This is a genomic window from Streptococcus sp. DFI.7.26 (genome assembly GCF_022240605.1).
GTDB lineage: Bacteria > Bacillota > Bacilli > Lactobacillales > Streptococcaceae > Streptococcus > Streptococcus xiaochunlingii.
Genome location: NZ_JAKOGN010000004.1, coordinates 1 through 25,302, shown reverse-complemented (window position 1 = coordinate 25,302; position 25,302 = coordinate 1). Strand labels below are relative to the sequence as shown.

The 25,302-nt window shown below is 40.2% G+C and carries 25 protein-coding genes; all 25 read left to right on the top strand.

Annotation, left to right across the window (positions count from 1 at the left end; translation table 11 throughout):
* Nucleotides 1–31: 31 nt before the first annotated feature.
* On the top strand, nucleotides 32–430 hold the full coding sequence (gene spx, locus L0M85_RS05360) for a transcriptional regulator Spx (RefSeq protein WP_006595399.1): 399 nt from the start codon (nucleotides 32–34) through the stop codon (nucleotides 428–430).
* Between the two features lie 182 nt (nucleotides 431–612).
* A complete protein-coding gene (locus tag L0M85_RS05355) occupies nucleotides 613–1,206 on the top strand; it encodes an SP0191 family lipoprotein (protein WP_238656620.1) in 594 nt (197 codons plus the stop codon).
* Nucleotides 1,207–1,217: 11 nt separating this feature from the next.
* Complete coding sequence (locus L0M85_RS05350; RefSeq protein WP_233331824.1) at nucleotides 1,218–1,769, top strand: SP0191 family lipoprotein; 552 nt, start codon at nucleotides 1,218–1,220, stop codon at nucleotides 1,767–1,769.
* Between the two features lie 142 nt (nucleotides 1,770–1,911).
* Complete coding sequence (locus L0M85_RS05345) at nucleotides 1,912–2,178, top strand: IreB family regulatory phosphoprotein (protein ID WP_006597020.1); 267 nt, start codon at nucleotides 1,912–1,914, stop codon at nucleotides 2,176–2,178.
* The gene (gene ruvX, locus L0M85_RS05340) at nucleotides 2,178–2,597 is read left to right on the top strand and encodes a Holliday junction resolvase RuvX (RefSeq protein WP_023027379.1); all 420 of its coding nucleotides are present in this window, start codon (nucleotides 2,178–2,180) and stop codon (nucleotides 2,595–2,597) included. Before L0M85_RS05345 ends, ruvX begins: the two co-directional genes overlap by 1 nt.
* 16 nt (nucleotides 2,598–2,613) lie before the next feature.
* On the top strand, nucleotides 2,614–2,919 hold the full coding sequence (locus L0M85_RS05335; protein ID WP_233331823.1) for a DUF1292 domain-containing protein: 306 nt from the start codon (nucleotides 2,614–2,616) through the stop codon (nucleotides 2,917–2,919).
* 176 nt (nucleotides 2,920–3,095) lie between these two features.
* On the top strand, nucleotides 3,096–4,343 hold the full coding sequence (locus L0M85_RS05330; protein ID WP_238656619.1) for a folylpolyglutamate synthase/dihydrofolate synthase family protein: 1,248 nt from the start codon (nucleotides 3,096–3,098) through the stop codon (nucleotides 4,341–4,343).
* Between the two features lie 121 nt (nucleotides 4,344–4,464).
* A complete protein-coding gene (locus L0M85_RS05325; RefSeq protein ID WP_140814385.1) occupies nucleotides 4,465–4,929 on the top strand; it encodes an SP_0198 family lipoprotein in 465 nt (154 codons plus the stop codon).
* Nucleotides 4,930–5,194: 265 nt separating this feature from the next.
* Nucleotides 5,195–6,730 (top strand): cardiolipin synthase, encoded by a 1,536-nt coding sequence (gene cls / locus L0M85_RS05320; RefSeq protein WP_238656618.1) that lies wholly within the window; start codon nucleotides 5,195–5,197, stop codon nucleotides 6,728–6,730.
* Nucleotides 6,731–6,880: 150 nt separating this feature from the next.
* Nucleotides 6,881–7,747, top strand: coding sequence for a hypothetical protein (locus L0M85_RS05315; RefSeq protein WP_061564486.1), 867 nt, complete (start codon nucleotides 6,881–6,883; stop codon nucleotides 7,745–7,747).
* A 159-nt stretch (nucleotides 7,748–7,906) separates the two neighbouring features.
* Nucleotides 7,907–9,397 (top strand): LCP family protein, encoded by a 1,491-nt coding sequence (locus tag L0M85_RS05310; RefSeq protein WP_238656617.1) that lies wholly within the window; start codon nucleotides 7,907–7,909, stop codon nucleotides 9,395–9,397.
* Nucleotides 9,390–10,121 (top strand): capsular polysaccharide biosynthesis protein Cps4B, encoded by a 732-nt coding sequence (gene cps4B, locus L0M85_RS05305; RefSeq protein ID WP_048690223.1) that lies wholly within the window; start codon nucleotides 9,390–9,392, stop codon nucleotides 10,119–10,121. The genes L0M85_RS05310 and cps4B overlap by 8 nt, the downstream gene beginning before the upstream one ends.
* Nucleotides 10,122–10,163: 42 nt before the next feature.
* A complete protein-coding gene (locus L0M85_RS05300) occupies nucleotides 10,164–10,859 on the top strand; it encodes a Wzz/FepE/Etk N-terminal domain-containing protein (RefSeq protein ID WP_048690221.1) in 696 nt (231 codons plus the stop codon).
* A gap of 12 nt (nucleotides 10,860–10,871) precedes the next feature.
* Nucleotides 10,872–11,576, top strand: coding sequence for a tyrosine-protein kinase (locus L0M85_RS05295; RefSeq protein WP_048690219.1), 705 nt, complete (start codon nucleotides 10,872–10,874; stop codon nucleotides 11,574–11,576).
* 19 nt (nucleotides 11,577–11,595) lie between these two features.
* Complete coding sequence (locus L0M85_RS05290) at nucleotides 11,596–12,969, top strand: sugar transferase (RefSeq protein WP_048690217.1); 1,374 nt, start codon at nucleotides 11,596–11,598, stop codon at nucleotides 12,967–12,969.
* A 37-nt stretch (nucleotides 12,970–13,006) separates the two neighbouring features.
* A complete protein-coding gene (locus L0M85_RS05285; RefSeq protein WP_238656616.1) occupies nucleotides 13,007–14,179 on the top strand; it encodes a glycosyltransferase family 1 protein in 1,173 nt (390 codons plus the stop codon).
* 2 nt (nucleotides 14,180–14,181) lie between these two features.
* Nucleotides 14,182–15,327: a glycosyltransferase family 4 protein gene (locus tag L0M85_RS05280; RefSeq protein WP_238656615.1), complete on the top strand. Its 1,146-nt coding sequence runs from the start codon at nucleotides 14,182–14,184 to the stop codon at nucleotides 15,325–15,327.
* A gap of 12 nt (nucleotides 15,328–15,339) precedes the next feature.
* Complete coding sequence (locus L0M85_RS05275) at nucleotides 15,340–16,338, top strand: Stealth CR1 domain-containing protein (protein ID WP_061564480.1); 999 nt, start codon at nucleotides 15,340–15,342, stop codon at nucleotides 16,336–16,338.
* Nucleotides 16,339–16,371: 33 nt separating this feature from the next.
* Nucleotides 16,372–17,340 (top strand): glycosyltransferase family 2 protein, encoded by a 969-nt coding sequence (locus L0M85_RS05270; RefSeq protein ID WP_238656614.1) that lies wholly within the window; start codon nucleotides 16,372–16,374, stop codon nucleotides 17,338–17,340.
* Nucleotides 17,341–17,374: 34 nt separating this feature from the next.
* Complete coding sequence (locus tag L0M85_RS05265) at nucleotides 17,375–18,151, top strand: hypothetical protein (protein ID WP_238656613.1); 777 nt, start codon at nucleotides 17,375–17,377, stop codon at nucleotides 18,149–18,151.
* Nucleotides 18,152–18,552: 401 nt separating this feature from the next.
* The gene (locus L0M85_RS05260; protein ID WP_172605106.1) at nucleotides 18,553–19,728 is read left to right on the top strand and encodes a polymerase; all 1,176 of its coding nucleotides are present in this window, start codon (nucleotides 18,553–18,555) and stop codon (nucleotides 19,726–19,728) included.
* Nucleotides 19,729–19,775: 47 nt separating this feature from the next.
* A complete protein-coding gene (locus tag L0M85_RS05255) occupies nucleotides 19,776–21,188 on the top strand; it encodes a flippase (RefSeq protein WP_048690204.1) in 1,413 nt (470 codons plus the stop codon).
* Nucleotides 21,189–21,197: 9 nt separating this feature from the next.
* Nucleotides 21,198–22,301 carry a UDP-galactopyranose mutase gene (gene glf, locus L0M85_RS05250; RefSeq protein ID WP_238656612.1) on the top strand — a complete coding sequence of 368 codons (1,104 nt, stop codon included), beginning with the start codon at nucleotides 21,198–21,200 and terminating at the stop codon, nucleotides 22,299–22,301.
* A gap of 26 nt (nucleotides 22,302–22,327) precedes the next feature.
* Complete coding sequence (locus L0M85_RS05245; RefSeq protein ID WP_238656611.1) at nucleotides 22,328–23,380, top strand: galactofuranosyltransferase; 1,053 nt, start codon at nucleotides 22,328–22,330, stop codon at nucleotides 23,378–23,380.
* Nucleotides 23,381–23,524: 144 nt separating this feature from the next.
* Nucleotides 23,525–25,302: GBS Bsp-like repeat-containing protein (locus tag L0M85_RS05240; protein WP_238656610.1), on the top strand; the 1,778-nt coding region annotated here is incomplete at its 3' end.

The following is a 25,302-nucleotide window of genomic DNA, read 5'->3' as shown; positions in this document are numbered from 1 at the left end:
GTTATTATCGTGTGGCGAAAGGAGTGCATGCATGATTAAAATTTACACAGTTTCAAGTTGCACGAGTTGTAAAAAAGCCAAAACTTGGCTAAATGCTCATCAGTTGATCTATAAAGAACAAAACCTTGGTAAAGAAGGGATTACAAAAGAAGAATTACTCGATATTTTGACCAAAACAGAAAATGGCATTGCAAGTATCGTTTCTTCAAAAAACCGATATGCTAAGAATCTAGGTGTCGATATTGAAGATCTCAGCATGAATGAAGTCATCGATATCATCTTAGAAACACCACGAATCTTGAAAAGTCCTATCCTAGTGGATAACAAGCGACTTCAAGTTGGTTATAAGGAAGATGATATTCGCGCCTTTTTACCACGTTCTGTACGAAATGTTGAAAATGCGGAGGCTCGCTTAAGAGCAGCCCTATAAGAAAAGTAGCCAATCATTGAGCTACTGAGAAGAGTCGAGATGTCAAGGTCTCGACTTTTTCTTTTGTATCTGGCCAAAGAATCCACGAAAAAATGGTTGTAAGAATGTTTTTGCGGGGCATTCTATGGTACAATACTTCTGTGGGGAAAATCCCTTTCTAGAAGCTTATCAAAGGAGAAAACATGAAAAAGAAGCTTATTTGTCTAGGAGTCTTGCTCCTGACGCTGACAGCTTGTGGACAGAAGAAACATGGGAAAACCGATTCTTCCAGTGTTCAAAAATCCAACAGTGCTAAAATTGAATCGTTCAATAAAGAAAATCGAAATCTGTTAGAGAAGGCAGAAGAGCAGCAAGTCTTTACCAAACATTTTGTTCTTCCAACAGATGAGAAAGGTATTCGTCAAGAGCAGACCATCACCTATCAAGGGGAACAATTACAAAAATTGGTCATGACCAATACCACTCCTGCTAGTGATGAATTAAAAAATGCCATTCAAGAAGTTGGCCTCGAAGAAGCCCAACGATTGATGGTGGAGTCGATGGACAAGGACGAACAACTCCAACAAGCACGGACTCTTCCAGGCTTTACCATTGAACTGACCGTCCCAAATGAAAATGAATACAAAACGGTCATCACCTATGATTTTACCCAGTTGGATACTAAAAAAGCGGTTGAGTTAGAGTACTTCAAATCGGCTAATATTGCAGATTTGTTGAAATTGACACCAACAGAATATATGAATAATCTACTCCGTAATGGAGCAAAAGAAGAATAAGGAGAAAAAACATGAAAAAATTTCTATTACTAGTCGTTGCTGGATTGCTTATCTTGGCAGGTTGTGGGAACTCTCAATCAAAAGGGGGCAAGTCCTTATCGAAAGATAGCGTCGTTACTCGGACCTTTAAGATTAACAGAGATGTCAATGAGGCTGACGAGGTAGCCAAACAGGAAATTACAGTAACCGTATCCTACCAAGGTAAGAAATACAAAAAAGTTTCCATCAAACTAGCGACTCATGTGTCGGATGAATTCAAAGATGAAGTCAAGAAATTGATCGATGCTGAGGATGATAAAGAAGGTGCCAAACAAGCCTTGATCGAAGGATACGAAGGTGAAGGTGGCATTGATGAATTGAGAGACTACGATGGAATCACTGTGACATCAGATTGGACAGGTGAAGCAATGATCTCTGAGATTGAGATTGATCCTGATAAAGTAGACTTCGATGACATTAAAAACAGCGAAGACTTGGGAGAAATTTGCAAAATGATCAAGACCTACTCTCCAACGCTCTTCATCAAAAACTTGGAAAAGAATGGCTTTAAAGAAGTAAAATAAAGTCATTGAAAAAATGTAGCAGATTGCTTTCGAAAATAAGTGATGAAAAGTCCAAGAAAGCCCGTAAAATCAATAATTTTCGTTTGAGAAAGTATGGAAATTATGATATAATAGTATGAATATAAAGAAAGAGGGTGGTATTGTGGGATTTACAGACGAAACAGTACGTTTTAATCTTGACGATTCAAACCGTAAAGAAATTAGTGATACATTAAAGGATGTCTACTTATCTTTGGATGAGAAGGGCTACAATCCAATCAATCAAATCGTTGGTTATGTACTCAGTGGTGATCCTGCTTATGTACCTCGTTATAACAACGCTCGCAACCAAATTCGTAAGTACGAACGAGATGAAATTGTTGAAGAATTGGTTCGTTACTACTTGAAAGGGCAAGGGATCGATCTCTAATGAGAATTATGGGACTAGACGTTGGCTCGAAGACAGTCGGAGTAGCCATCAGTGATCCATTAGGTTTTACCGCTCAAGGTCTGGAGATTATTCAGATTGATGAGGAGAAAGGAGAGTTTGGTTTTGACCGTCTCTCTGAACTGGTGAAGGAATACCGGGTTGATCGCTTTGTCGTTGGTTTGCCGAAAAACATGAACAACACAAGCGGTCCTCGAGTGGAAGCGAGTCAAGCTTATGGAAAGCGCCTTGAAGAGTTATTCAACTTGCCGGTTGAGTATCAGGACGAGCGTTTGACGACCGTTGCCGCAGAGCGGATGTTGATTGAGCAAGCGGATATCAGCCGAAATAAGCGAAAAAAAGTAATTGATAAATTAGCTGCCCAGTTGATTTTGCAAAATTATTTAGATCGAAAATTTTAGAAAAAGAGGAAATAAGATGGCACACAATCATGACCACAACCATGACGAACGCGAATTGATTACATTGGTAGATGAGCAAGGGAACGAAACTTTGTTTGAAATCCTTTTGACCATTGATGGAAAAGAAGAATTTGGTAAAAACTATGTTCTTTTGATTCCTGCAAATGCAGAAGAAGATGAAAACGGTGAAGTAGAAATCCAAGCCTACTCATTTACTGAAAACGAAGACGGAACAGAAGGCGACCTTCAACCAATCCCAGAAGATTCAGATGATGAATGGAACATGATTGAAGAAGTCTTCAACAGCTTTATGGAGGAGTAAAAATGTTCAGTGAACATTTTTACCCCAACTCCTAGAATCTAGAAAGAGTTGGAACATCCAGTGGATGTTTTTAGCCCAGCTTCTAAAAATACTGGAAGTGAAATAAGAAACCAAAGAAATAGGGGAGCGTGAGCCAGCAAAAAGGCTTGATCGCTCTTTTCTTTTAGGAGAAAGAAATGAATCAAATTGAAGAATGGATGAATAGTCGAATTGGACTCAATTTTCGTTCAGGCTTGGGGCGGATGCAACAGGCTGTAAAGCTCTTAGGGGACCCTCATAACGCTGTTCCGATGATTCATGTGACGGGGACTAACGGGAAGGGATCAACCATTGCTTTTATGCGCCAACTATTCCAACAGCATGGCCTAAAAGTCGGGACCTTTACTTCTCCGCATATCGTTAGTATGCATGATCGGATCTGTATCAATGGGCAACCAATTTCGGATCAAGATCTGATTCGCTTGGGTCAGAGCATCCAAGCGATGGAGTCTCAGCTTCTCGAGACCCACGACCAACTCTCTTACTTTGAGATCATCACCCTCTTGGCCTTTTTGTATTTCCATGAACAAAAAGTAGACCTGGCCTTGATCGAGGTTGGGATCGGAGGCCTCCTTGATACGACCAATGTCATCACAGGAGAGGTAGCAGTGATCACCTCAGTAGGGCTGGATCATCAGGAGACCTTGGGAGGAAGCCTAGAGGCCATTGCTAGGCAAAAAGCTGGAATCTTTAAAGCCGGGAAGCCGGCTGTTATCGGTCCACTGGCTAAAGAGGCTGAGCAAGTCTGCATAGAAAAGGTCCAGGCAATAGGCTGTCCACTGGCTCGCTATGGAGAAGATTTCCAACTGATAAAGGGCGTCTTTCAAGATGCGCACCATCGGTTTGACTCACTGAAAATTGGGCTCAATGGAGCTTATCAGGAAGAGAATGCTGCGGTGGCTCTTGAAGCCTTTCTCCTCTTCATGGAGCAGAGAGGTCTGGCGGTCGATGAAAACGGTGTTCGGGAGGCTTTGCAAGCGACTAGCTGGCCGGGACGTCTGGAGAATTTTGACCAGGGCGTCTATCTAGATGGCGCTCATAACCCCCATGCCATCCATCGCTTGGTCGAATATGCCCGTACCTTTTCAGATAAGCGCGTGAGGATCCTCTTTGGTGCTTTAAAGCGTAAGGATTACAAAGGGATGTTGGAGATCTTTGCCAGCGACTTGCCGGAGGCGGACTTGACGGTGACGACCTTTGCTTATGGGGAAGTGGTCCAAGAGACGGATGGCTTAGGCTATCCTTATGTAGCAGATTTCAGAGATTATTTGCAAGACTTTTATAGCCGACAAGATGGTCAAGAGGTGCTCTTTGTCACTGGTTCTCTCTACTTTATTTCCGAAGTTCGCGCATATCTATTAGATCAGGGAAAGAATCCTTTATAGGCAACAACTCTCATCGGCCAGTCATTAAGATTGACCAAAAACAGGCTCTATCGTATACTAAAGGTGAGCCACAAATGAACGGGGAAGTCTGTTGAAAAGTTGGCGCGAAAGGAGACCATCTATGGCAAAGAAAGTAACTGCTTTATTAGCAACAGCTACAGTCCTCCTACTTGGAGCGTGTTCGAATCAGCAAACACCATCGTCTTCACAGTCTAATATTCAGGTGACTGCTTCCGAAGCAAAGACAACAAATACACAAGGAAGTTCTTCTGATGGAAGCTCAAATTCATCTAGTTTAAATACTACAAACACTCAAGTGACTCAAGGTAATATTGATGGAACCTACAAAGGGGTAGATGAAGCGGACCAGATTACCTTAGTTGTCACAGAAAATACAGGAACTTGGACAGCTGTGGAGCCTGACGGAGAACAAGAAATCAAGCCAGTGAAACTAGATGCTGCCAACCAGTCGATTATCATTGGAGATGATGTCTACCGCTATCGACTAGAGGGGCAACAATTGACTCTGGAAGACTTTGACCAAGAGCTCTATGATGATGATACAATTGTTCTGACCAAGCAATAAACTAGCAGAAGTGAGAGTGGGACAGAAATTGGTAATTCGTTAGAATTCAATTTCGTCGTCCCACCTCCGCACAGTTGGGTAGGGCTGTGAAAGCTGATGAAATCAGTGTAGTAGAGCCCACTCAACCACTGCGTCTTGCTCGATAATCCAAAGACAATTGAGAGGCTAGGACTTTTGTCCCAGCCTCTTTTTTCTCTTTATCGGGTTTGCGCTCCCTTCTTAGAACTGGTATACTAGTAGGGATTAGAAAAGAAGGAGAACGAGGGTGAGTTTTCGAAAAATTCGATTGTTAATGTCCAAATATGGGTTCAGTATCCTTTTTATGGGGTTTGAACTCTGGTTGTCCTTTGCAGCCTTCTTTTGGCTAAATGAATGGTTCCCTAATTGGATGTCTGTCACCATCATGGTCCTCTTGTATATCTCGACCATTTTGGCGATTGTTAACCGGAATATGCCTCCAGAGAGCAAGGTGACCTGGCTCTTAATTGCCGTCATCCCCGTTTTTGGTTCCCTTCTTTACCTCATGTTTGGGGAGCGGCGTTTGTCCAAAAAAGAGATGGTTCAGTTGGAAAATATGGAGTCCATGAAGTTCCGTGAGGATAATAGCCACGAGCTTCGCCTCCAGTTGAAAGAAGAGAGCAAGACCGTGTATGGGATGGTCAAGTCTATTCTATCCATGGACCACAATGCAGACCTGTACAACGGGACAGCTTCGATTTTCTTCCCACTAGGGGATCAGATGCTTCCGCAATTGTTGGAGGATTTGCGCTCAGCTAAGAAATTTATCTTTCTCGAATTCTACATCATCGAGGAAGGCCTGATGTGGAATAGTATCCTAGATATCCTACTTGAAAAGGTTAAAGAAGGGGTAGAGGTGAAATTGCTCTACGATGATATCGGCTGTATGGCGACCCTTAAGGGAAACTATACCAGACGCTTGCGAAAATTAGGCATTGACGCCCATAAGTTCAACAAGGTGGTGCCACGATTGACGGTGGCTTATAACAATCGAGACCACCGCAAGATCTTGGTCATTGATGGTCAGATTGGCTATACAGGTGGGGTTAACCTAGCGGATGAGTATATCAATCAGATAGAGCGCTTCGGTCATTGGAAGGATAGTGCAGTGCGCTTAGATGGTCGAGCGGTTAAGGCCTTGACGCGGCTCTTTCTCATGAACTGGTACGTCAACCAGGGGGAAATTGAAGATTTTGATAAATACCATATGGAAAACCAAGCGGTAGAGGGTGAGGGCTTCTATATTCCCTTTGGTAGCGGTCCTAAACCCATCTACAAATCCCAAGTTGGTAAGTCTGTTTATCAGAATATCATCAATCAGGCGACGGATTATGTCTATATTACGACCCCTTATTTAATCATTGATTATGATTTGACAGAAGATATTCGAAATGCGGCACTCCGAGGGGTCGATGTACGCATCGTGACTCCTTTCATTCCAGATAAAAAACTGATCCAAATCGTTACACGAGGGGCTTATCCAGACCTCATGGAAGCAGGGGTGAAAATTTATGAGTACACTCCAGGCTTTATCCATAGCAAGCAAGTCTTGGCCGACGATGAAGTCGCAGTAGTCGGAACCATCAACTTTGACTATCGCAGCCTAGTCCACCACTATGAGAATGCTGTCTGGATGTATCGAAGCCCAGAATTGACCAAGATACGAGCGGATTTTGAAGAGATATTCTCTGTATCTCAGCAGATTCAGTTGGACACTTTCCGGATCACCTGGTACCAGCATTTGATTAAAGAGATTATGCAGTTGTTTGCACCAATGTTATAGGCGAATTGAGCGCTTCGTAGGGGAAGGAGGGCTTGTTAGTGCGAAGTGTATAATGAAATATTACAATTTGTTTACATACACTTATCTGAGAATTCTCAAAGGGTTATTTTTGATATAATGAACATAATCTATAAAAAATAAGGAGAACTTATGAAAAAGCTTGTAAAATATGGTGTTTTACCAGCCTGTTTATTGATGTTAGTAGCTTGTTCATCAAAACCAGTTGTTGAAAAACCTCAAACTAAAGAGGATAAAGTAGAACAATCTAGTGAATCGAAAGAAGAAAAGACAAAAAAACAAATTGAAAAAGATGGGGACATTATTCTTCGTGCCATCTTTACAGATCATTCTTCTGGTTTCACAACTTTGATGGGTACATCAGTTGACAAGTGGAAAAAACAAATTACCGAAAAATTTGTCGATGAAAATGCATCAAAATATTTACCAGCAGAAAACTACACACTTGAGCTCACAACTGAAACATTCACTCCAGAAAAAATCTTGGAATTGTTTGACCAAGCTCGTTTCAAAGTGTTAGCAACGATCGGTGATGACTATGAAATCACCAAGGTTGAAGACGAAGGAGATATTGCGACGGTTACCTTCAAATCTCGTGCAATTGCAACACGTGACTTGGCTAACTTGATCAACCGCGCAAAATCTAGTCTGTTTGAAAACGGAATTGAAGATGTTAAAAAATTAGAAGACAACACAGATCCAGATCTGGAAAAACGTTTGTCTTTATTGAACAACTTCTTGTTCTACTATGCCTTTGATCGTTTGAACGAAGATTTTGGGTACATCGAACCACGTGAGTACACTTTGGAATTGACAAAAACCAAAGAAGGGCGTTATATCCTTAGTGATGAAAGCTTCCTTGAACTACGTAAGGAAATCTTTGTAAACGAATACTCTGCTGATGGAGCTGAAACTCGTAAAGGAAGCAATTCTTCAAAGAGTGATTCTTCGACTAGCAAGGATTCAGATACAAGTTCAACCTCAAAAGATAAAGTATAAACCTATAAAAAAGGTGAGGAAACTCACCTTTTTTATTTGCTCATTTTTTCTTATGTTACTGTACAGAAAGTTAGGAATAGTATAAAATTAATAGTGGAGAAATGGGCATAGATTCTGATCTGTAGGCCAATTTTATGTTATAATATTTAAGAAAATAGTATGGGGGATAAAATGAATCGAAGTAGAAAAAACAAACATTCAAATAGAACAAGCGGTTGGGATCAGCTACGCATTGTAAATAGTGGTCTCTGGGTTTTAACGCTACTTGTAGCTGGGCTCTTTCTTTATAATGTCTTTAGCTACAATATCCTAGCTTTCCGTTATTTGAATATTCTTGTGACGGTATTGTTAATTGGCGGACTTTTTTTAACCTTGGGTTTGATCCTTGCAGGCAAGGCTAAAAAGACGACGCTATTTTTATTGGTTTTAGGCTTGCTAGGGACCTCCGTGGGGACATTTGTTACCCAGCAATTGGTCGATGTCGCTGGAAATGTGAACCGAAATGCCAACTATACGGAATTTGAAATGGCTGTCTATGTCAAAGCAGATAGTCCAATCCAAGATATCAAAGAAATCAGCAGTGTAGCAGCGCCTACGGGGAATAATAATGCAGATGATCTTCTAGCCTTGGTAGAGGAAGTGAAGAAAACGCGCCAGCATGACTTGACCATCGAAGATGTGGAATCTTACGTGGCAGCCTACCAGGCCCTACAAGAAGATAAGACACAAGCCATTGCTTTGAATAGTACCTTTGAGGATACCATTGCCAGTGTGGATGCTGACTACGCGAAAAAATTAAAGAAAATCTATTCTTACAAGATCCGTCGCCAAGTGGAAACCAAGCCAAAGGCGGATGCCAATGCGGATACCTTTAACATCTATGTCAGTGGGATTGACACCTATGGCCCAGTCACTTCGGTTTCTCGATCTGATGTCAATATTATCATGACGGTCAATCGAAAGACCAAGCAAGTCTTGCTGACCACGACTCCGCGTGACGCCTATGTACCGATCGCAGATGGTGGGAACAACCAAGGGGATAAATTGACCCACGCTGGGATTTACGGAGTAGATGCGTCTATTCATACCTTAGAAAATCTGTACGACATCAAGATTGACTACTATGTCCGCTTGAATTTCACTTCTTTCTTAAAGCTTGTCGACCTCGTCGGAGGGATTGATGTAGAAAATGATCAAGAGTTTACAAGTCTACACGGGAACTACCACTTCCCTGTAGGAAAAGTCCACTTGGATTCGGAACAAGCTCTTGGCTTTGTCCGTGAACGCTACTCTCTCGAAGGTGGAGACAACGACCGTGGGAAGAACCAAGAAAAAGTCATCGCAGCCATTATCCATAAATTAACATCGACCAAAGCATTGAGCAATTACAACGAAATCGTTTCTGGTTTACAAGATTCCTTGCAAACCAATATGCCCTTGCCAACCATTATGAATTTGGTCAATACACAGTTGGAGACTGGTGGAAGCTACAAGGTGACTTCACAAGCTGTCACTGGACAAGGACGAAATGACTTGCCTTCATATGCGATGCCAGGATCTGCTCTTTACATGATGGAGTTGAATGCTGATAGCGTGGCACAAGCCAAAGAAAAGATAAACCAAACCATGGAAGGAAAAAACAATGATTGATATTCATTCACACATTGTCTTTGATGTGGATGATGGACCAAAGACGATTGAGGATAGCAAACTCCTCATCGAGGAAAGCTACCGTCAAGGGGTCCGAACCATCGTTTCGACGTCCCATCGTCGGAAAGGGATGTTTGAAACCCCAGAAGAAAAGATCTATCAAAACTACTTAGCAGTAAAAGAGATGGTGGCGACCTATCTACCGGAAATGACCTTGCATTTTGGAGCAGAAATCTATTATACGCGAGATATTCTTGAAAAACTGGAAGCTGGGACTATTCCAACGCTTGCTGAAACCAGCTTTGCCTTGATCGAGTTTAGTATGGCAACGCCCTACAAGGAGATTCATCAAGCCTTAAGTGCGGTCTTGCGCTTAGGAGTGACTCCGGTAGTTGCCCATATTGAACGGTACCACTGTTTGGAAAAGAATGAAAAACGGGTGCGGGAATTGATCCGAATGGGATGCTATACCCAAATCAATAGTTCGAGTGTGCTCAAGCCTAAATTGTTTGGCGATCGCTACAAGTTCATGAAACATCGTGCCCAATATTTCTTGGACAAGGATTTGGTCCATTTTGTTGCGAGCGATATGCACAATGTCGATCAGCGCCCTCCATACATGGAAAAGGCTTATCAGTTGATTGAAAAACGTTACGGAAGTAACCGAGCGCGTGCCCTCTTTATTGAAAATCAACAAGCATTACTGGATAACGAATTATTTTAACAATCAAGTTCCATCACGGGGATTGAAAAGGAGAAAGTGAATATGAAAAACCAAGAGAGCAAAGAGATCGAATTGGATGTGGTCTCCCTCTTTAAAACCTTATGGCGTCGTAAATTCTCAATTCTGATTACGGCCTTGCTATTTGCGATTGGTGCCCTAGGGTACAGCGCATTTGTGGCGAAGAAAATCTACCAAAGTACCAGTCGTATCTATGTGGTCAGCCGTCAGAACCAAGAAAACAATGCCTTGACCAACCAAGATCTTCAAGCGGGATCCTACTTGGTTAAAGACTATCGCGAGATTATTCTTTCTCAAAATGTCTTGAACCAGGCTATTGAAGAGTTGAAGTTGGAAATGACTCCAGCAGAGCTTGCTAAGAAAGTCTCAGTGGCAGTTCCAGCGGATACTCGGATTTTGTCCATCACAGCCTCAGACCCAGATCCACAAGAAGCAGCTCGTATCGCGAATGGATTGAAAGATGTAGCGGCCGAAAAAATTATCGCTGTAACCAAGGTATCTGACGTGACGACTTTGGATGAGGCTGTCGTACCGCAAAACCCTTCTTCACCAAATATTAAGCGAAATGTCGTTATTGGCTTTGTCCTTGGGGGTGTCTTGATTTCCATCCTGGTGATCTTGTCAGAGGTATTGGATGACCGTGTGAAGAAACCAGAAGATGTCGAAGAAGTGATGGGCATCACTCTATTAGGTGTGATCCCTAGTGTGAAGAAACTGTAAGAGGGAGAATTCATGGCAACCTTAGAAATTGTAAAAAGCAAATTAGCAGCGATGACTCAGGCTGAAGAGTATTTTAATGCCTTGAGTACCAATATTCAGTTGAGTGGGACCAATATTAAGGTCGTTGCCATCTCATCTGTGCAACCAAACGAAGGAAAATCAACCATTTCTACGAATTTGGCGACAGCCTTTGCGCGTGCGGGCTATCGTACCTTGTTGATCGATGCGGATATCCGTAACTCGGTCATGACAGGTGTCTTCAAGAGCCAAGGTCGTGTTGCTGGTTTGACAGAAGTACTTTCTGGGAAGAGTGAGATTTCGCAAGCAATTGCGACGACAGATTATCCAAAACTGGATGTGCTCCTGTCAGGGCAGGTTTCTCCAAATCCAACGGGTCTCTTGCAAAGTAAAAACTTCGAGGTCATCATTGAGGCGCTCCGCAATCACTATGACTATATCGTTGTCGACACCCCACCAATTGGGATGGTGATTGATGCGGCGATTATTGCTCAACGCTGTGATGGTAGCTTGATTGTGACAGCAGCAGGAGCTGTTAGTCGCAAGGCTGTTCAAAAGGCCAAAGAGCAACTAGAGCAGACGGGGACACCATTCCTAGGAGTGGTCCTCAATAAATTTGATATTCAATTAGAAAAATATGGTTCTTATGGTAATTACGGGAACTATGGGAACTATGGCAATTACGGGAAAAAAAGATAAAGAATAGGATCGGGATATTATGACAGAAGGAAGGGGATTTCACAAATTTGCTTTGGCCTTTGTCCAAAGCTTACCAGTCTTAGTTGTGGCTTATTTGTTTAGTTTTGTGACAGAGACAGAAATCCACTCTAATACAATTTTCTATCTGTATTTATTGCATTTCGTAGCCTTCTACGTCAGTGATTACAACCAAGATTACTTCAAACGTGGGCATCTAGTTGAATTCTTACAAACTTTGAAATACAGCTTGTGCTTCGCGTTAGCCATCAGTTTTTCGAGCTTCTTTTTGGAGGAGAAGTTCTCCCTCTCCCGCCGGGGGATGATTTATTTTCTGTTTCTTCTGACTCTTGTCCTTTATTTAATGAATTACTTCATTAAACGGTATTGGCGTCGCTTCTATTACAGTCTCAAAGGAAGTCACAAGATTCTCTTGATTACAGCGAATTCTCGTCTGGATAAAGTCCTGGATCGACTTCTTTCGTCCAATGATAGCGGAGGGGAAGTGGTTGCGGTCACTGTATTAGACCGGCCAGACTTTCAACACCCCTTTGTTCAGGTTGTTCCAAAGGAAGACCTGTTGGCCTATGCGACCTATGAAGTGGTAGATGAAGTATTTCTCAATCTTCCAAGTGAAGAGTATGAAATTGGGGAGTATGTTTCACAATTTGAGACCATGGGGATCGACGTTACCGTCAACCTCAATGCTTTTGATTTAAACTTTGCCGGCAACAAACGAATTCGCGAAGTAGCTGGCCTCAATGTTGTCACCTTCTCGACCAACTTCTACAAACCTAGCCATGTGACCGCGAAACGTGTAATTGATATCTGTGGTTCTTTGGTGGGCTTGCTCCTATGCGGCTTGGTGGCGATTGTATTGGTGCCCTTGATTCGCAAGGATGGAGGACCGGCTATTTTCGCCCAAAAGCGGGTCGGGAAAAATGGCCGCTATTTCAAGTTTTATAAGTTCCGCTCCATGTATGTCGATGCAGAAGAACGGAAAAAAGAATTGATGGATCAAAACACCATGACCGGTGGTATGTTCAAGATGGATAATGATCCTCGGATTACGCCGATTGGTCGCTTTATCCGCAAGACCAGTCTGGATGAGCTGCCACAATTCTTTAATGTCCTAAAAGGTGATATGAGCCTAGTTGGAACCCGTCCTCCAACAGTGGATGAGTATGAGAAGTATACTCCAGAACAAAAACGTCGTTTGAGTTTCAAACCTGGAATTACAGGGCTTTGGCAAGTGAGTGGACGTAGCGAAATTACAGACTTTGATGAAGTGGTTCGCTTAGATGTGTCCTATATCGATGACTGGACCATCTGGTCAGATATTAAAATCTTGCTGAAAACGATCAAAGTTGTATTTAAACGAGATGGAGCGAAGTAGGAAAATCCTGCTTCGTCCTTTCCATGTAAGGAGAAAAATGAAACAGTCAGTTTATATCGTTGGTTCTAAGGGAATTCCAGCGAAATATGGTGGTTTTGAAACTTTTGTCGAAAAGCTGACAGAGTGCCAACAAGATCGAGAGATTCAGTACTATGTGGCATGTATGCGGGAGAATTCTGCAAAATCAGGGATTACTGCAGATACTTTTGAACATAACGGCGCAATTTGCTACAACATTGATGTCCCTAATATCGGTCCTGCACGTGCTATTGCTTATGATATTGCAGCTCTCAATAAAGCTATTGAAATCGCAAAAGAAAACAAGGATCAAGCCCCTATCTTCTATGTTTTGGCATGTCGGATCGGCCCTTTTATCGCTGGTATCAAGAAGAAAATCAAGGCGATCGGAGGGACTCTGATGGTCAATCCGGATGGACATGAATGGCTTCGTGCGAAATGGAGTCTTCCAGTCCGTAAATACTGGAAGTTTTCTGAACAACTCATGGTTAAACACGCCGATCTTTTGATCTGCGATAGCAAGAATATCGAGGCTTATATTCAAAAGGCTTACACTAAGTATCAGCCACAGACGACCTATATCGCTTATGGAACGGATACAAGCAAGTCTATCCTGAACAAAGAGGACGAGAAGGTACGGACGTGGTTTGCAGATAAGCAAGTCTCCGAAGGAAACTACTATCTTGTCGTGGGGCGTTTTGTACCGGAAAACAACTATGAAGCCATGATTCGTGGCTTTATGCAGTCAAACTCCCAAAAAGATTTTGTTCTGATTACCAATGTAGAACAAAACAAGTTCTATGAACAGTTGCGTAAGGATACAGGATTTGATCAAGATTCTCGAGTGAAGTTTGTTGGGACGGTCTATGATCAAGAATTGCTCAAATACATTCGTGAGAATGCCTTCGCTTACTTCCATGGTCATGAGGTAGGTGGTACTAATCCATCCCTTCTTGAGGCTCTTGAGTCTACTAAACTCAACCTCTTGTTAGATGTTGGCTTTAACCGTGAAGTCGGTGAAGACGGTGCACTCTATTGGAAGAAAGAACAATTGGCAAGTGTTATTGATCAGACTGAACAATTGGACGCTCAAGCAATCGAAGATCTCAATCAAAAATCAAGTCAACGGATTGCGGAAGCCTTTACTTGGGAAAAGATTGTCACAGACTACGAGAAAGTATTTAAAGGTTAGAAATGCAGAAAATATTATATCTCCATGCTGGTGCCGAAATGTACGGTGCTGATAAAGTGTTGATGGAGCTCATTAAAGGATTGGATAAAGATGCTTTTGAAGCTCATGTCATCTTACCTAATGACGGTGTCTTAGTCCGTGCATTGGAAGAGATTGGTGCTAAGGTTAAAGTCATTGATTACCCAATCTTGCGTCGCAAATATTTTAATCCAAAAGGAATCCTTGAGTACTTTGGCTCTTATAACCGTTACTCTAAACAAATTGCTCAATATGCCAAGGAGAATGGGATTACCCTTGTTCACAACAACACCACAGCGGTTCTTGAAGGAATTTACCTCAAGCGGAAGTTGAAACTTCCTTTGATTTGGCATGTGCATGAAATTATCGTCAAACCAAAAGCCATTTCAGATTTTATCAACTTTTTGATGGGGCGCTATGCGGATACGATTGTGACAGTTTCAAATGCTGTAGCTAACCACGTTAAGCAGTCTCGTTTTGTAAAAGATGATCAAGTTCAAGTCATCTATAATGGTGTTGACAATGATGTTTACCAGGTGATGGGTGCCAGTGCTGTACGTGACCAATTTGGGATCGCACAGGATGCTTTGGTCATCGGAATGGTTGGTCGAGTGAATGCCTGGAAAGGGCAAGGGGACTTCCTGGAAGCTGTTACTCCAATCTTACAAGCCAATCCCAAATCAGTAGCCTTTTTAGCAGGTAGTGCATTTGAGGGGGAAGAGTGGCGCGTGGATGAGCTGGAAAAAGCTATTTCAGACTCACCAGTAGCTGGGCAAATCAAACGAATTGGCTATTATAGCAAGACGACAGAACTCTATAATATGTTTGATATCTTTGTCTTGCCAAGTACCAATCCAGATCCATTACCAACAGTCGTGCTAGAAGCCATGGCTTGTGGCAAACCAGTAGTCGGTTACCGTCATGGTGGTGTCTGTGAGATGGTCAAGGAAGGCGAAAACGGTCTTCTTGCTACACCGAATCAGCCTGGAGAATTGTCTAAGGCTATTCAAGAATTAGATGACAATACTGAGAAGAGAAAACAATTTGGTGAAGCATCTGTCAAACGCCAAAAAGAGTTATTTTCGTTGGAGAGTTATATCAAGAATTTCTCAGATTTGTATAAGATATAGAAAATTAAGATTATGAATAAAATAGATTTTGTTGTTATTTGGGTAGACGGTGGGGATCCTGTTTGGCAAGCTAAAAAGGCTGAATACTCTAAGTCAATAGATACTTCAAAAAAAAGTATGAATTCGATCAAGGCTTATCGTGATTGGGGAACCTTTAAATACTGGTTTAGAGGGGTAGAAAAGTTTGCTCCTTGGGTCAATAAGGTCTATCTCGTTACTGACCAACAAAAACCGTCTTGGTTAAATATTACTAGCGAAAAATTGGTTTTAGTCGATCATTCAGATATCATCCGTAAGGAATATCTACCTGTTTTTTCTGCGAATCCTATCGAGAGCAATATCCATCGAATTCCTGGACTCTCTGAACATTTTGTGTTTTTTAATGATGATGTTTATCTAACAGCTCCAGTTGAACCAACGGATTTCTTCTCAGAAGACGGTTTGCCAAAGTATAATACAGCCTTATCACCGATTGTCCCAGAACGTTACGGTACGGGGCATTTCCAAGTAAACGATATGGAAATTGTAACCAGTTATTTTAGTAGGGACGAGATTCTTAAAAATGGCAAATTTTTATCTTTCAAGCAAGGCTTAAAAAATATCGTTAAGAGCCTACTCTATAGAAATAGTAAATTTATATGTGGTTTTTGGGAAAATCATTTGACTCATCCCCTCTTAAAGTCGACCATGGAGTTGGTATGGGAGAAAGAAACTGCCATCTTGGAGAAAACATCGGCTAGTCGGTTTAGAAATCCATCTGATACAAACGTTTGGCTTTTTAAATACTGGCAGATTGCAAGTGGAGAATATGAAGTCGCAGATCCTGACTTGGGAGGTTTGTTCTCTCTAGATAATGCGGATTCTGATTTTTGGAAACTATTGAATTCTGGAAAATATAAAATTATGTGTATCAATGATGGTTTCAATGTTCAGGACGAAGAGAAAGTAATGGTGGACTTTATAAAAGCCATGAATCAACTTTTCCCAGAAAAAAGTTCATTTGAGATTTAAATATCTAACTGAGTAAGAGAAAGAAAAGAAAATATGATTTCGGTAATTGTACCCATTTACAATGTGGAGGCCTATCTTCGCTATGCTATGGAAAGCTTGGTCAATCAAACCTATAAAGATTTTGAAGTTATCTTAGTTGATGATGGTTCCACGGATGATTCTGGGAAACTATGCGATCAATATGCAAGTGAGTATGACTGGGTATCGGCATATCATAAAGAAAATGGTGGTCTGTCAGATGCTAGAAACTATGGTGTAGCCAAAGCCAAAGGAGAGTGGATCGTTTTCCTAGATCCAGATGACTATTTCGAACCTTGTGCCCTTGAGCTTTTGATGGAACTTCAGAAACAAACAGGCGCTCGTATTGTCGCAGGGAAAGGCAATGATACTTACGATCATGAATCCTACCAAAATTATCAATTAAATGAGGAAATATTATCGAAAGCTATCCTTCTTTCTTCTGAAGAAACATTAATAGAAATGCTATATGGTAAAATGGCTACAGTCTCTGCCTGGGCTAAACTCTTTCCCAAAGATATTGTAGAAAAATATCCTTATCCAAAAGGGAAAATCTACGAAGATTTATATGTAATTAGTGACTACTTGAAAGAAGTGGAATCAGTTTGCATTATTGATTTAGGTATCTACCATTATTATCGTAGACCAAATAGTATTACTCTATCAAACTTTAACAGTAAGCACTACGATTTTTATCATTCTATGAATCATTTGGAGGATGTTGTCAAGAAGGACTATTCTGATAATATAAACCTTGACGATGCTGTCATCGCTCGTTTATTCATTGGTAGTCTTCACATTTTCATTTTAATAACTGATTCTTCTAAAGAGGAAATAACTCGAATTCAAAGAAAAATTCGTCCATACCTAGGTAGAGTTATGAAAAATAAGCGGATTAGCCTGAAAAACAAGGCAATTTACATGATGTTATCTTTGACTCCGGGTTTGTATTATCGTTTTAAAAAATTAAAAAAGTCTCAGTAAAATATGAGATGCTTGAGATTAGAAAAGGAAAAAAATGTCAAAGATAGAACGCGATAAACTGTTAGTGGCAGTGGTTCTAATATTAGTTGTATCTATGGACATGCTTAACACTTCGATGTTAGCATCTCTCTTGCCTCGTATCCCTAATGTTATTCCCTTTTTAGGAGTTCGTTTTCTTTATTTTAAAGAGTCCTCTTTGACTTTTCTCATCTTTGCGCCTCTCTTGTTTCTGGTAGGATGTATGATTTACTTTAAGACTGGAAACCTGAATGCTTCGATGTTTATTTTTCTAATTATTGTTCTTTACAAGGTCGAATATGAGAGTGTTCTTAAATTATATGCAGGATTAGGTTTATTCTTTGTTCTGTTGATTGTTTTTCTTTCTGCTATTGATATTATTCCTAATTTACAATTTGTTCAATACAGATCTACTGGTATCGTGGTTCGGAATTCTTTTGGTTTTATTTATCCTACAGACTTTGCCTCTCATTGTTTTTATATCTATATGGTTATTTCCTATCTTTATAGAAACAAGTTTATCTTTCAAAGAACTTTTTCGGGTTTAGCCTTAGCAGGATTTGTTACTCATTTTTGTGATGCACGTTTGAATGCAGGTTCTATACTAGCAGCAACAGGAATTTTTCTATACTTTTATTATCGTAAACACATCAAATTGTTTTTGAAACCTATGAATTGGGAGAAGATGTTCGTTTCAATCGAACTGTATACGAATGTCTCAATAAAATCGTATTCTCACAAACTTGTTAATATGTCTATATTTCGGGCAGGGGGCTCTTCTGCTATGGGATAGTATAATCCTAATCGAATGAAATATCAACTGGAAAAATTAGAGAAAGTTAACCAGCTGATGTCAATATGGGGCATTCATGATGAACAATTTGTTGATCAAATAAATCTCTTATTCTAATGAGTAATATTCAAAATATTTCAGTTCAAAAAAACACCTCTTCTTTTGAAACGGCAATATTTTGAAGAATTGTGTGTAAACAAAGAGATGGTTATTTTGACAAAAAAATACTCCTTTTATCAATCTTTTCGTTAGATTCTCACTTAATTATAGAATGCATCGTACGGTGATTTTTCTAAAAAAATACAGATTTTAATCAAAAGGGTAAGTTCAATTCTTTGATATTTGATAAAAGAGAGTTGTAAAGTTTTAAATATTTTTAATTATATGATTGAAAGGGTTGGATGACTATTGTGATGAACAATCGTACTATATCAGAAAAAATTTATTTAATCACCTTATTTATATGGGTTGTTGTCACGTCATTAGTCACAACTACTTATTTTATTAGATTAGAGGGCTCCTTATCATTGTACAGGATCGTCCTCTATTTCACAATTGCTATGATTCTGATAAAAGAGTTGGTGAATCTTCCAAGAAGCTTGTATCACTTTAGATTTCATTGGGAACAACTGTTAATAGCAGTATTGTTCATTATTTCTATGTTTATAGTTGCAAAAAATCGAGAGGGGTTACTTGATTTAAATGTTCTTTTACTTGTTTTTTCTGCTAGAGATATAGATTTCAGAAAGTTATTAGGAACTTTCTCTTTTGCCACATTTCTAGTCCTTGTTTTGACGATTTTTGCTAGCAACATGGGCGTGATTTCGAATATGTTCATGAGGGCAGATGGTGGCTATCGTTTTAGTCTAGGGTTTAATTATGTTTCGTTTGCTTCACAAAGATTATTTTTTGCATTGTGTAGTTATCTGATGTTTCGTGGGAAAAAAATTTCTTACATGGAATTACTTTCCTTGCTTTTTGCTACGATTTATATGTACCAACAAACTTCGACAACTAGTCCATTTTACTTAAGTATTTTAATACTTACATATGCGTTGTTTAGTCTGAAAATCATAAAAAAAGACTTTATTATTGGACACTTCTGGATGAAAACAATAGCAAAATATGGTTTTATTTTGGCTTTAATCATTACCTTATATTTCTGTTTTTATTCATCTGGGAATTTATTCCATTTTGTAGATCAATTTACACATAATCGGCTACGGTTAAGTGTAGAGGGCTTCCGCAATTTTGGAGTATCTTGGTTAGGACAACATATTAAGTTCACACTCTTAGATATTTTCGGGAATTTTACTAGTAATTATAATTTCATAGATAGCTCGTTTGTGCAGTTGTTGGTTATTGATGGCTTAATCGTAAGTGCCTTCATGTTGTTGACTCTTACTAAAGTTATGAAATATTTTGTAACCATTCGAAAAGATATCGTACTTGCCTGTTTAGGAGTAATGATTATCCATGGCATGTTTGACCCTCAAATGTTAGTTCTTCGATATTCTCCATTGATCTTATTTATCAGTCGTTTATTTATCATGAATTCAGATAATGAAATTGAATAAAGAAGATTAAACGATAATTTAACAGGAAGGCAAAGTTTTCTATATTTATGAAAGTGCTTAAAAACTACCTCTACAATCTATCCTACCAACTCTTAGTCATCGTCCTACCAGTCATTACAACCCCCTACATCACTCGGGTCTTCTCGTCGGATGCTTTAGGAACTTATGGCTACTATAATTCCATTGTGACTTATTTTATCTTGCTAGCAACGCTGGGTGTGGCCAACTATGGGACCAAGGAAATTTCGGGGAACCGTAAGGAAGTAGCTAAGACCTTCTGGGGGATCTATAGTTTGCAGGTACTGGCTACTTGCTTAGCAATTAGTCTCTATATCATAGTATGTCTCTTGGTTCCTTCCATGAACAATCCAATTGCTTATATTTTAGGCTTTGGTTTGTTATCTCGTGGTTTAGATATTTCTTGGCTCTTTCAAGGACTTGAAGACTTCAAAAAGATTACCGCTCGAAACACCATGGTCAAACTTCTAGGGGTTGTTTCAATCTTTCTTTTTGTAAAGAAACCATCTGATTTATATTTGTATATAACTCTTATAGTTGTCTATGATTTATTGGGTCAACTGAGTATGTGGCTTCCTGCTCGTGAACACATTCGCAAACCTCATCTGGATTTGGTCTATGCCAAGCAACATATCAAACCGGTAGTCCTCTTGTTTTTACCTCAAATAGCAATTTCACTTTATATCACGCTAGATCGTACTATGCTAGGAGCCTTGTCTTCTACTAAGGATGTAGGGATTTACGATCAAGCTCTTAAACTGATAAATATTTTGTTGACTTTGGTAACTTCACTGGGAAGTGTCATGCTTCCACGAGTTTCTAATCTTCTTTCATCTGGAAATAAAAAAGCAGTTAACAAATTACATGAAATGTCTTTCTTGGTTTATAACCTTGTTATTTTTCCAATGATTGCAGGGATTTTGATTGTCAACAACGACTTTGTTCAATTTTTCTTGGGACAAGATTTCCAAGATGCTCGTTATGCGATTGCCATCATGGTCTTTCGGATGTTTTTTATCGGATGGACTAATATTATGGGAATCCAGATTTTGATACCTCATAATCGAAATCGTGAATTTATGCTATCAACAACCATTCCAGCTATTTTTAGTGTAGGCTTAAATCTCATCTTGATACCGCCTTTAGGCTATATTGGAGCTTCAATCGTTTCTGTTGTAACAGAAGGTTTAGTCTGGCTTATCCAACTATACTTTACAAGTGACTATCTAAAAGAAGTCAAGATTCTTCCATCCATGCTAAAAATACTCCTAGCAGCATTCCTGATGTATGGTGCTTTGTATTTTATAAAAACTTTTATCAACTTCTCATCTGTTGTAAATGTATTGATATGTTCTGTACTTGGCTTCCTAGTCTACGGAGGCTTGGTTTTAATCTTAAGAATCTTGGATTTTCAAGAACTAAAAAGTATCATAAAAAAATAAGGAGAGATTATGTACGATTATCTTATCGTCGGAGCTGGTTTGTCTGGCGCAATCTTTGCACACGAAGCTACAAAACGTGGTAAAAAAGTAAAAGTGATTGACAAGCGCGATCACGTCGGTGGGAATATCTACTGTGAAGAAGTTGAAGGGATCAATGTTCACAAGTATGGTGCCCATATTTTCCATACGTCCAACAAAAAGGTGTGGGACTATGTCAACCAGTTCGCTGAGTTTAACAACTATATCAACTCACCGGTGGCTAACTACAAGGGCAGTCTTTACAACCTTCCTTTCAACATGAATACCTTCTACGCTATGTGGGGCACTAAGACTCCTCAAGAAGTCAAGGATAAGATTGCCGAGCAAACGGCTGACATGAAAGATGTTGAACCGAAAAACTTGGAAGAACAAGCCATCAAGTTAATTGGTCCAGATATCTATGAAAAGTTGATCAAGGGCTATACAGAAAAACAATGGGGACGCTCTGCAACAGACCTTCCACCATTTATCATCAAACGCCTCCCAGTTCGTTTGACCTTTGATAATAACTACTTTAATGATCGTTGCCAAGGGATTCCAATCGGTGGATACAACGTCATCATTGAAAACATGCTGGGCGATGTAGAAGTAGAGCTTGGGGTTGACTTCTTTGCCAATCGTGAAGAGCTGGAAGCATCAGCGGAAAAAGTAGTCTTTACAGGGATGATTGACCAGTACTTTGACTACAAACATGGGGAGTTGGAATACCGCAGCCTGCGATTTGAACACGAAATCTTGAATGAGGAAAACTATCAAGGCAATGCCGTGGTCAACTATACCGAGCGTGAAATTCCTTATACTCGGATTATCGAGCACAAGCATTTCGAATATGGAACCCAACCGAAGACAGTCATCACCCGTGAATATCCAGCTGACTGGAAACGTGGAGATGAGCCCTACTACCCAATCAATGATGAAAAGAACAACGCCATGTTTGCCAAGTACCAAGAAGAAGCTGCTAAAAATGACAAGGTTATCTTCTGTGGCCGCCTAGCAGACTATAAATACTACGACATGCACGTGGTCATTGAGCGTGCTTTGGAAGTCGTTGAGAAAGAACTTGGAAGCATATAGAGATAGGTCTAGTGAAGGGGAGAAAAGTGAGATATTATCTGAAAGATTCATTTCTGCATAATCAACATGAAAAGAATGCAGGAAGTAAGGCGCGAAATGACGTGGAAGCCATTCTGATTTCAGAAGGGTATAAGGGATTAGAGATTAAGGTTAACAACTGGTATCAGATGAATTTCTTTAAGGCCCAACAACACAAATATAGTGCAACTAAATCTGTGTTTGATCAACTAGGTTTAGGGGATGAATTGGTCATTCAGTTTCCAATTATCCATCATACATTTTTGATTGCACAGCTCATCAAGCAGGCACAAAAAAGGGGAGCGAAATTCTATCTCTTGATTCACGATATTGAAACCTTGCGCCATGCAGCAGGCTCTGAAGTGAAATTGAGACATAAATTGAGAAACTATTTCCAAGAGAAGAAAGCTATGATGTCTGTGGATGGGATTATTGTTCATAATGACATCATGAAGGGCGTTTTAGCTAATCAAGGATTTCCAGTTGATAAAATGGTTAGTTTAGAGATTTTTGATTATTTGATTCCAAATTTTCAAGAAAAGTCTCTTCCTCAAAAAGAACAAGCAATCATTGTTGCTGGGAATTTAAACCCAACAAAATCAGGCTATCTATATAGTTTGCCAGAGAATCCTGCCTATAATCTCTATGGGGTTGGGTACGATGAAAGTCGTGCTTTGAATAACATCACTTACTTTGGTGCCTTTATGCCTGATGATCTACCGGCAGCTCTAGAAGGTAGTTTTGGCTTAGTGTGGGATGGGGATAGTTCGGAAACATGTCAGGGTACTTACGGCAACTATCTGCGTTTTAACAATTCTCATAAAGCTTCTCTTTACCTAGCAGCAGGTTTTCCTCTGGTTGTTTGGAAACAATCTGCCCTCTCACATTTTGTCTTAGAGAATGGCTGTGGGATTGCAGTAGAGTCTCTCCATGATTTGAAGGATACAATCGACAATCTTTCAGATACTGATTACCAAGACTTGGTGGACAATGCTAAGCGTGTTGGCGAGGAAATTCGAGATGGTCACTACCTAAAGATAGCCTTAACCCATTTAAAATGAGAGTAAAAGAAGTTCGTTTGAACTTCTTTTATATTCTCCAAAAAAATAAAACTAATTTTAAAAAAGCCATCATAGAACTTTTCATCAATGATGCCGTATGGTAAAATGGTAAAAGTATAAAATTTATATACAAGAGAAGGTTAAATGAAAAAGAAAGATCTTATTTTTTATGCGGGAGCAGCAATATTGATGGCTGCATCTACTCAAGGAGTAAGTGCAGATGAGCTGGTTTCCAAAGAAACTGCTATTACTGAAGGCAAGCAAGTGCAAACTGAAAAAGCACCAGAAGTAGCCGTTTCTGAAAAGACCGCAGCACCTATCGTAAGCAACTACGTTGCACCAGCAAATGTGACCGAACAGTCTGTGGCTTCTACGAGTACTACTACTGTTTCGGAAAGTAGTACACCATCTGTAGAAAAATCTACAGAAGTAGCGCCTACTGAGAAGACAGAAGAAACTCCTCTTCAGTCTGATGCAGGAAGCACCACTTTTTTCAATACGGGTTCAAACGCTCCAGCTAGTCGCTCTACGGATGTGGCAGTTCAGCCAAAATCATTCGTTGATGTGAGTAGCCACAACGGAGAGATTAGTATTGGCGACTACCGTACCTTAGCTAATAAGGGCGTAGGCGGTGTCGTTGTCAAATTGACAGAAGACACTTGGTACAAGAACCCGAATGCGGAGAACCAAATTCGCAATGCACAAGCTGCGGGTCTGCAAGTATCGACCTACCACTTCTCTCGCTATACTTCTGAAGAAGCGGCGCGTGCAGAAGCACGATTCTATATTGCGGCAGCACAACGTTTGAATCTTCCAAAGAATACTCTTATGGTCAATGACTTTGAAGATGCTAAGATGCAGTCAAATATCAACCGCAATACTCAAGCTTGGGTGGATGAAATGCGTAAAAATGGCTACACCAACTTGATGTTCTACACTAGTGCCAGCTGGTTGGATGAAAACAACCTTCGCAAGAAAGGTCCTGTCAACACTGCTCACTTTGGTCTTCAGAATTTCTGGGTTGCCCAATATCCTTCTCCGAAACTATCTGTAAATGATGCGAAAAGTTTGCGTTACAATGGAAAAGCTGGCGCATGGCAGTTCACTTCTCAGGCGGAATTGCTTCCAGGAAAGCACTTCTTTGACCACAGTGTAGACTATACCGGTCGCTTTACAGCGAATGCAAAACCTGCAGCTGATCCGACAGAAGGTACCTTAAGCGGTAAGATCAGCATTGTCAATAATGATACAATGGCGGGTCGCTTTAATGTTGTAGTCTCAAATGTTAAGGCGCCAAATGGAGTTCGAACAGTGTCTGTACCAATCTGGTCAGAAATAGGTGGTCAAGATGATCTTGTTTGGTATACAGCCAACCGTCAAGCAAATGGGACCTATACCGTCAATGTAAAAGCGTCGGACCATAAAAACTCAACCGGTCTTTACAATATCCACCTTTACTATGTTCAGAACAATGGACAGATGACGGGTGTTGGTGGAACCGTGACAAATGTTTTTATTGGAAAACGACCAGAGGATTTAAAACCAAGTGGCACCGTAACGATTGAGAACAACAACTCAAGTACAGGCACCTTTGATGCAGTAGTTCGTAATGTAGTATCACCGACTGGCTTGAAAGAAGTTTTAATTCCATCATGGAGTGTAGCAGGAGGTCAGGATGATTTAATCTGGCATAAGGCCACTCGTCAAGCTGATGGTTCCTATCGAGCAACGATCAAGGCAAGTGACCACAAGAACTCAGTTGGACAGTACCAAGTTCACGTTCATTATATTGATCAAGAAAATAAGCGCCGTTATGTTACAGAGACTGTTGTAGAAGTTCGTCAATCTAAGCCGCAAGGGATGCTTTCGATTGAGAACAACAACTCAAGTACAGGCACCTTTGATGCAGTAGTTCGTAATGT

Bases quoted from the DNA above. Each gene is read 5' to 3' on its own strand.
- spx (WP_006595399.1), top strand. From the start codon at position 32: ATGATTAAAATTTACACAGTTTCAAGTTGCACGAGTTGTAAAAAAGCC.
- L0M85_RS05355 (WP_238656620.1), top strand. From the start codon at position 613: ATGAAAAAGAAGCTTATTTGTCTAGGAGTCTTGCTCCTGACGCTGACA.
- L0M85_RS05350 (WP_233331824.1), top strand. From the start codon at position 1,218: ATGAAAAAATTTCTATTACTAGTCGTTGCTGGATTGCTTATCTTGGCA.
- ruvX (WP_023027379.1), top strand. From the start codon at position 2,178: ATGAGAATTATGGGACTAGACGTTGGCTCGAAGACAGTCGGAGTAGCC.
- L0M85_RS05335 (WP_233331823.1), top strand. From the start codon at position 2,614: ATGGCACACAATCATGACCACAACCATGACGAACGCGAATTGATTACA.
- L0M85_RS05330 (WP_238656619.1), top strand. From the start codon at position 3,096: ATGAATCAAATTGAAGAATGGATGAATAGTCGAATTGGACTCAATTTT.
- L0M85_RS05325 (WP_140814385.1), top strand. From the start codon at position 4,465: ATGGCAAAGAAAGTAACTGCTTTATTAGCAACAGCTACAGTCCTCCTA.
- L0M85_RS05315 (WP_061564486.1), top strand. From the start codon at position 6,881: ATGAAAAAGCTTGTAAAATATGGTGTTTTACCAGCCTGTTTATTGATG.
- L0M85_RS05310 (WP_238656617.1), top strand. From the start codon at position 7,907: ATGGGGGATAAAATGAATCGAAGTAGAAAAAACAAACATTCAAATAGA.
- cps4B (WP_048690223.1), top strand. From the start codon at position 9,390: ATGATTGATATTCATTCACACATTGTCTTTGATGTGGATGATGGACCA.
- L0M85_RS05300 (WP_048690221.1), top strand. From the start codon at position 10,164: ATGAAAAACCAAGAGAGCAAAGAGATCGAATTGGATGTGGTCTCCCTC.
- L0M85_RS05295 (WP_048690219.1), top strand. From the start codon at position 10,872: ATGGCAACCTTAGAAATTGTAAAAAGCAAATTAGCAGCGATGACTCAG.
- L0M85_RS05290 (WP_048690217.1), top strand. From the start codon at position 11,596: ATGACAGAAGGAAGGGGATTTCACAAATTTGCTTTGGCCTTTGTCCAA.
- L0M85_RS05285 (WP_238656616.1), top strand. From the start codon at position 13,007: ATGAAACAGTCAGTTTATATCGTTGGTTCTAAGGGAATTCCAGCGAAA.
- L0M85_RS05280 (WP_238656615.1), top strand. From the start codon at position 14,182: ATGCAGAAAATATTATATCTCCATGCTGGTGCCGAAATGTACGGTGCT.
- L0M85_RS05275 (WP_061564480.1), top strand. From the start codon at position 15,340: ATGAATAAAATAGATTTTGTTGTTATTTGGGTAGACGGTGGGGATCCT.
- L0M85_RS05270 (WP_238656614.1), top strand. From the start codon at position 16,372: ATGATTTCGGTAATTGTACCCATTTACAATGTGGAGGCCTATCTTCGC.
- L0M85_RS05265 (WP_238656613.1), top strand. From the start codon at position 17,375: ATGTCAAAGATAGAACGCGATAAACTGTTAGTGGCAGTGGTTCTAATA.
- L0M85_RS05260 (WP_172605106.1), top strand. From the start codon at position 18,553: ATGACTATTGTGATGAACAATCGTACTATATCAGAAAAAATTTATTTA.
- L0M85_RS05255 (WP_048690204.1), top strand. From the start codon at position 19,776: ATGAAAGTGCTTAAAAACTACCTCTACAATCTATCCTACCAACTCTTA.
- glf (WP_238656612.1), top strand. From the start codon at position 21,198: ATGTACGATTATCTTATCGTCGGAGCTGGTTTGTCTGGCGCAATCTTT.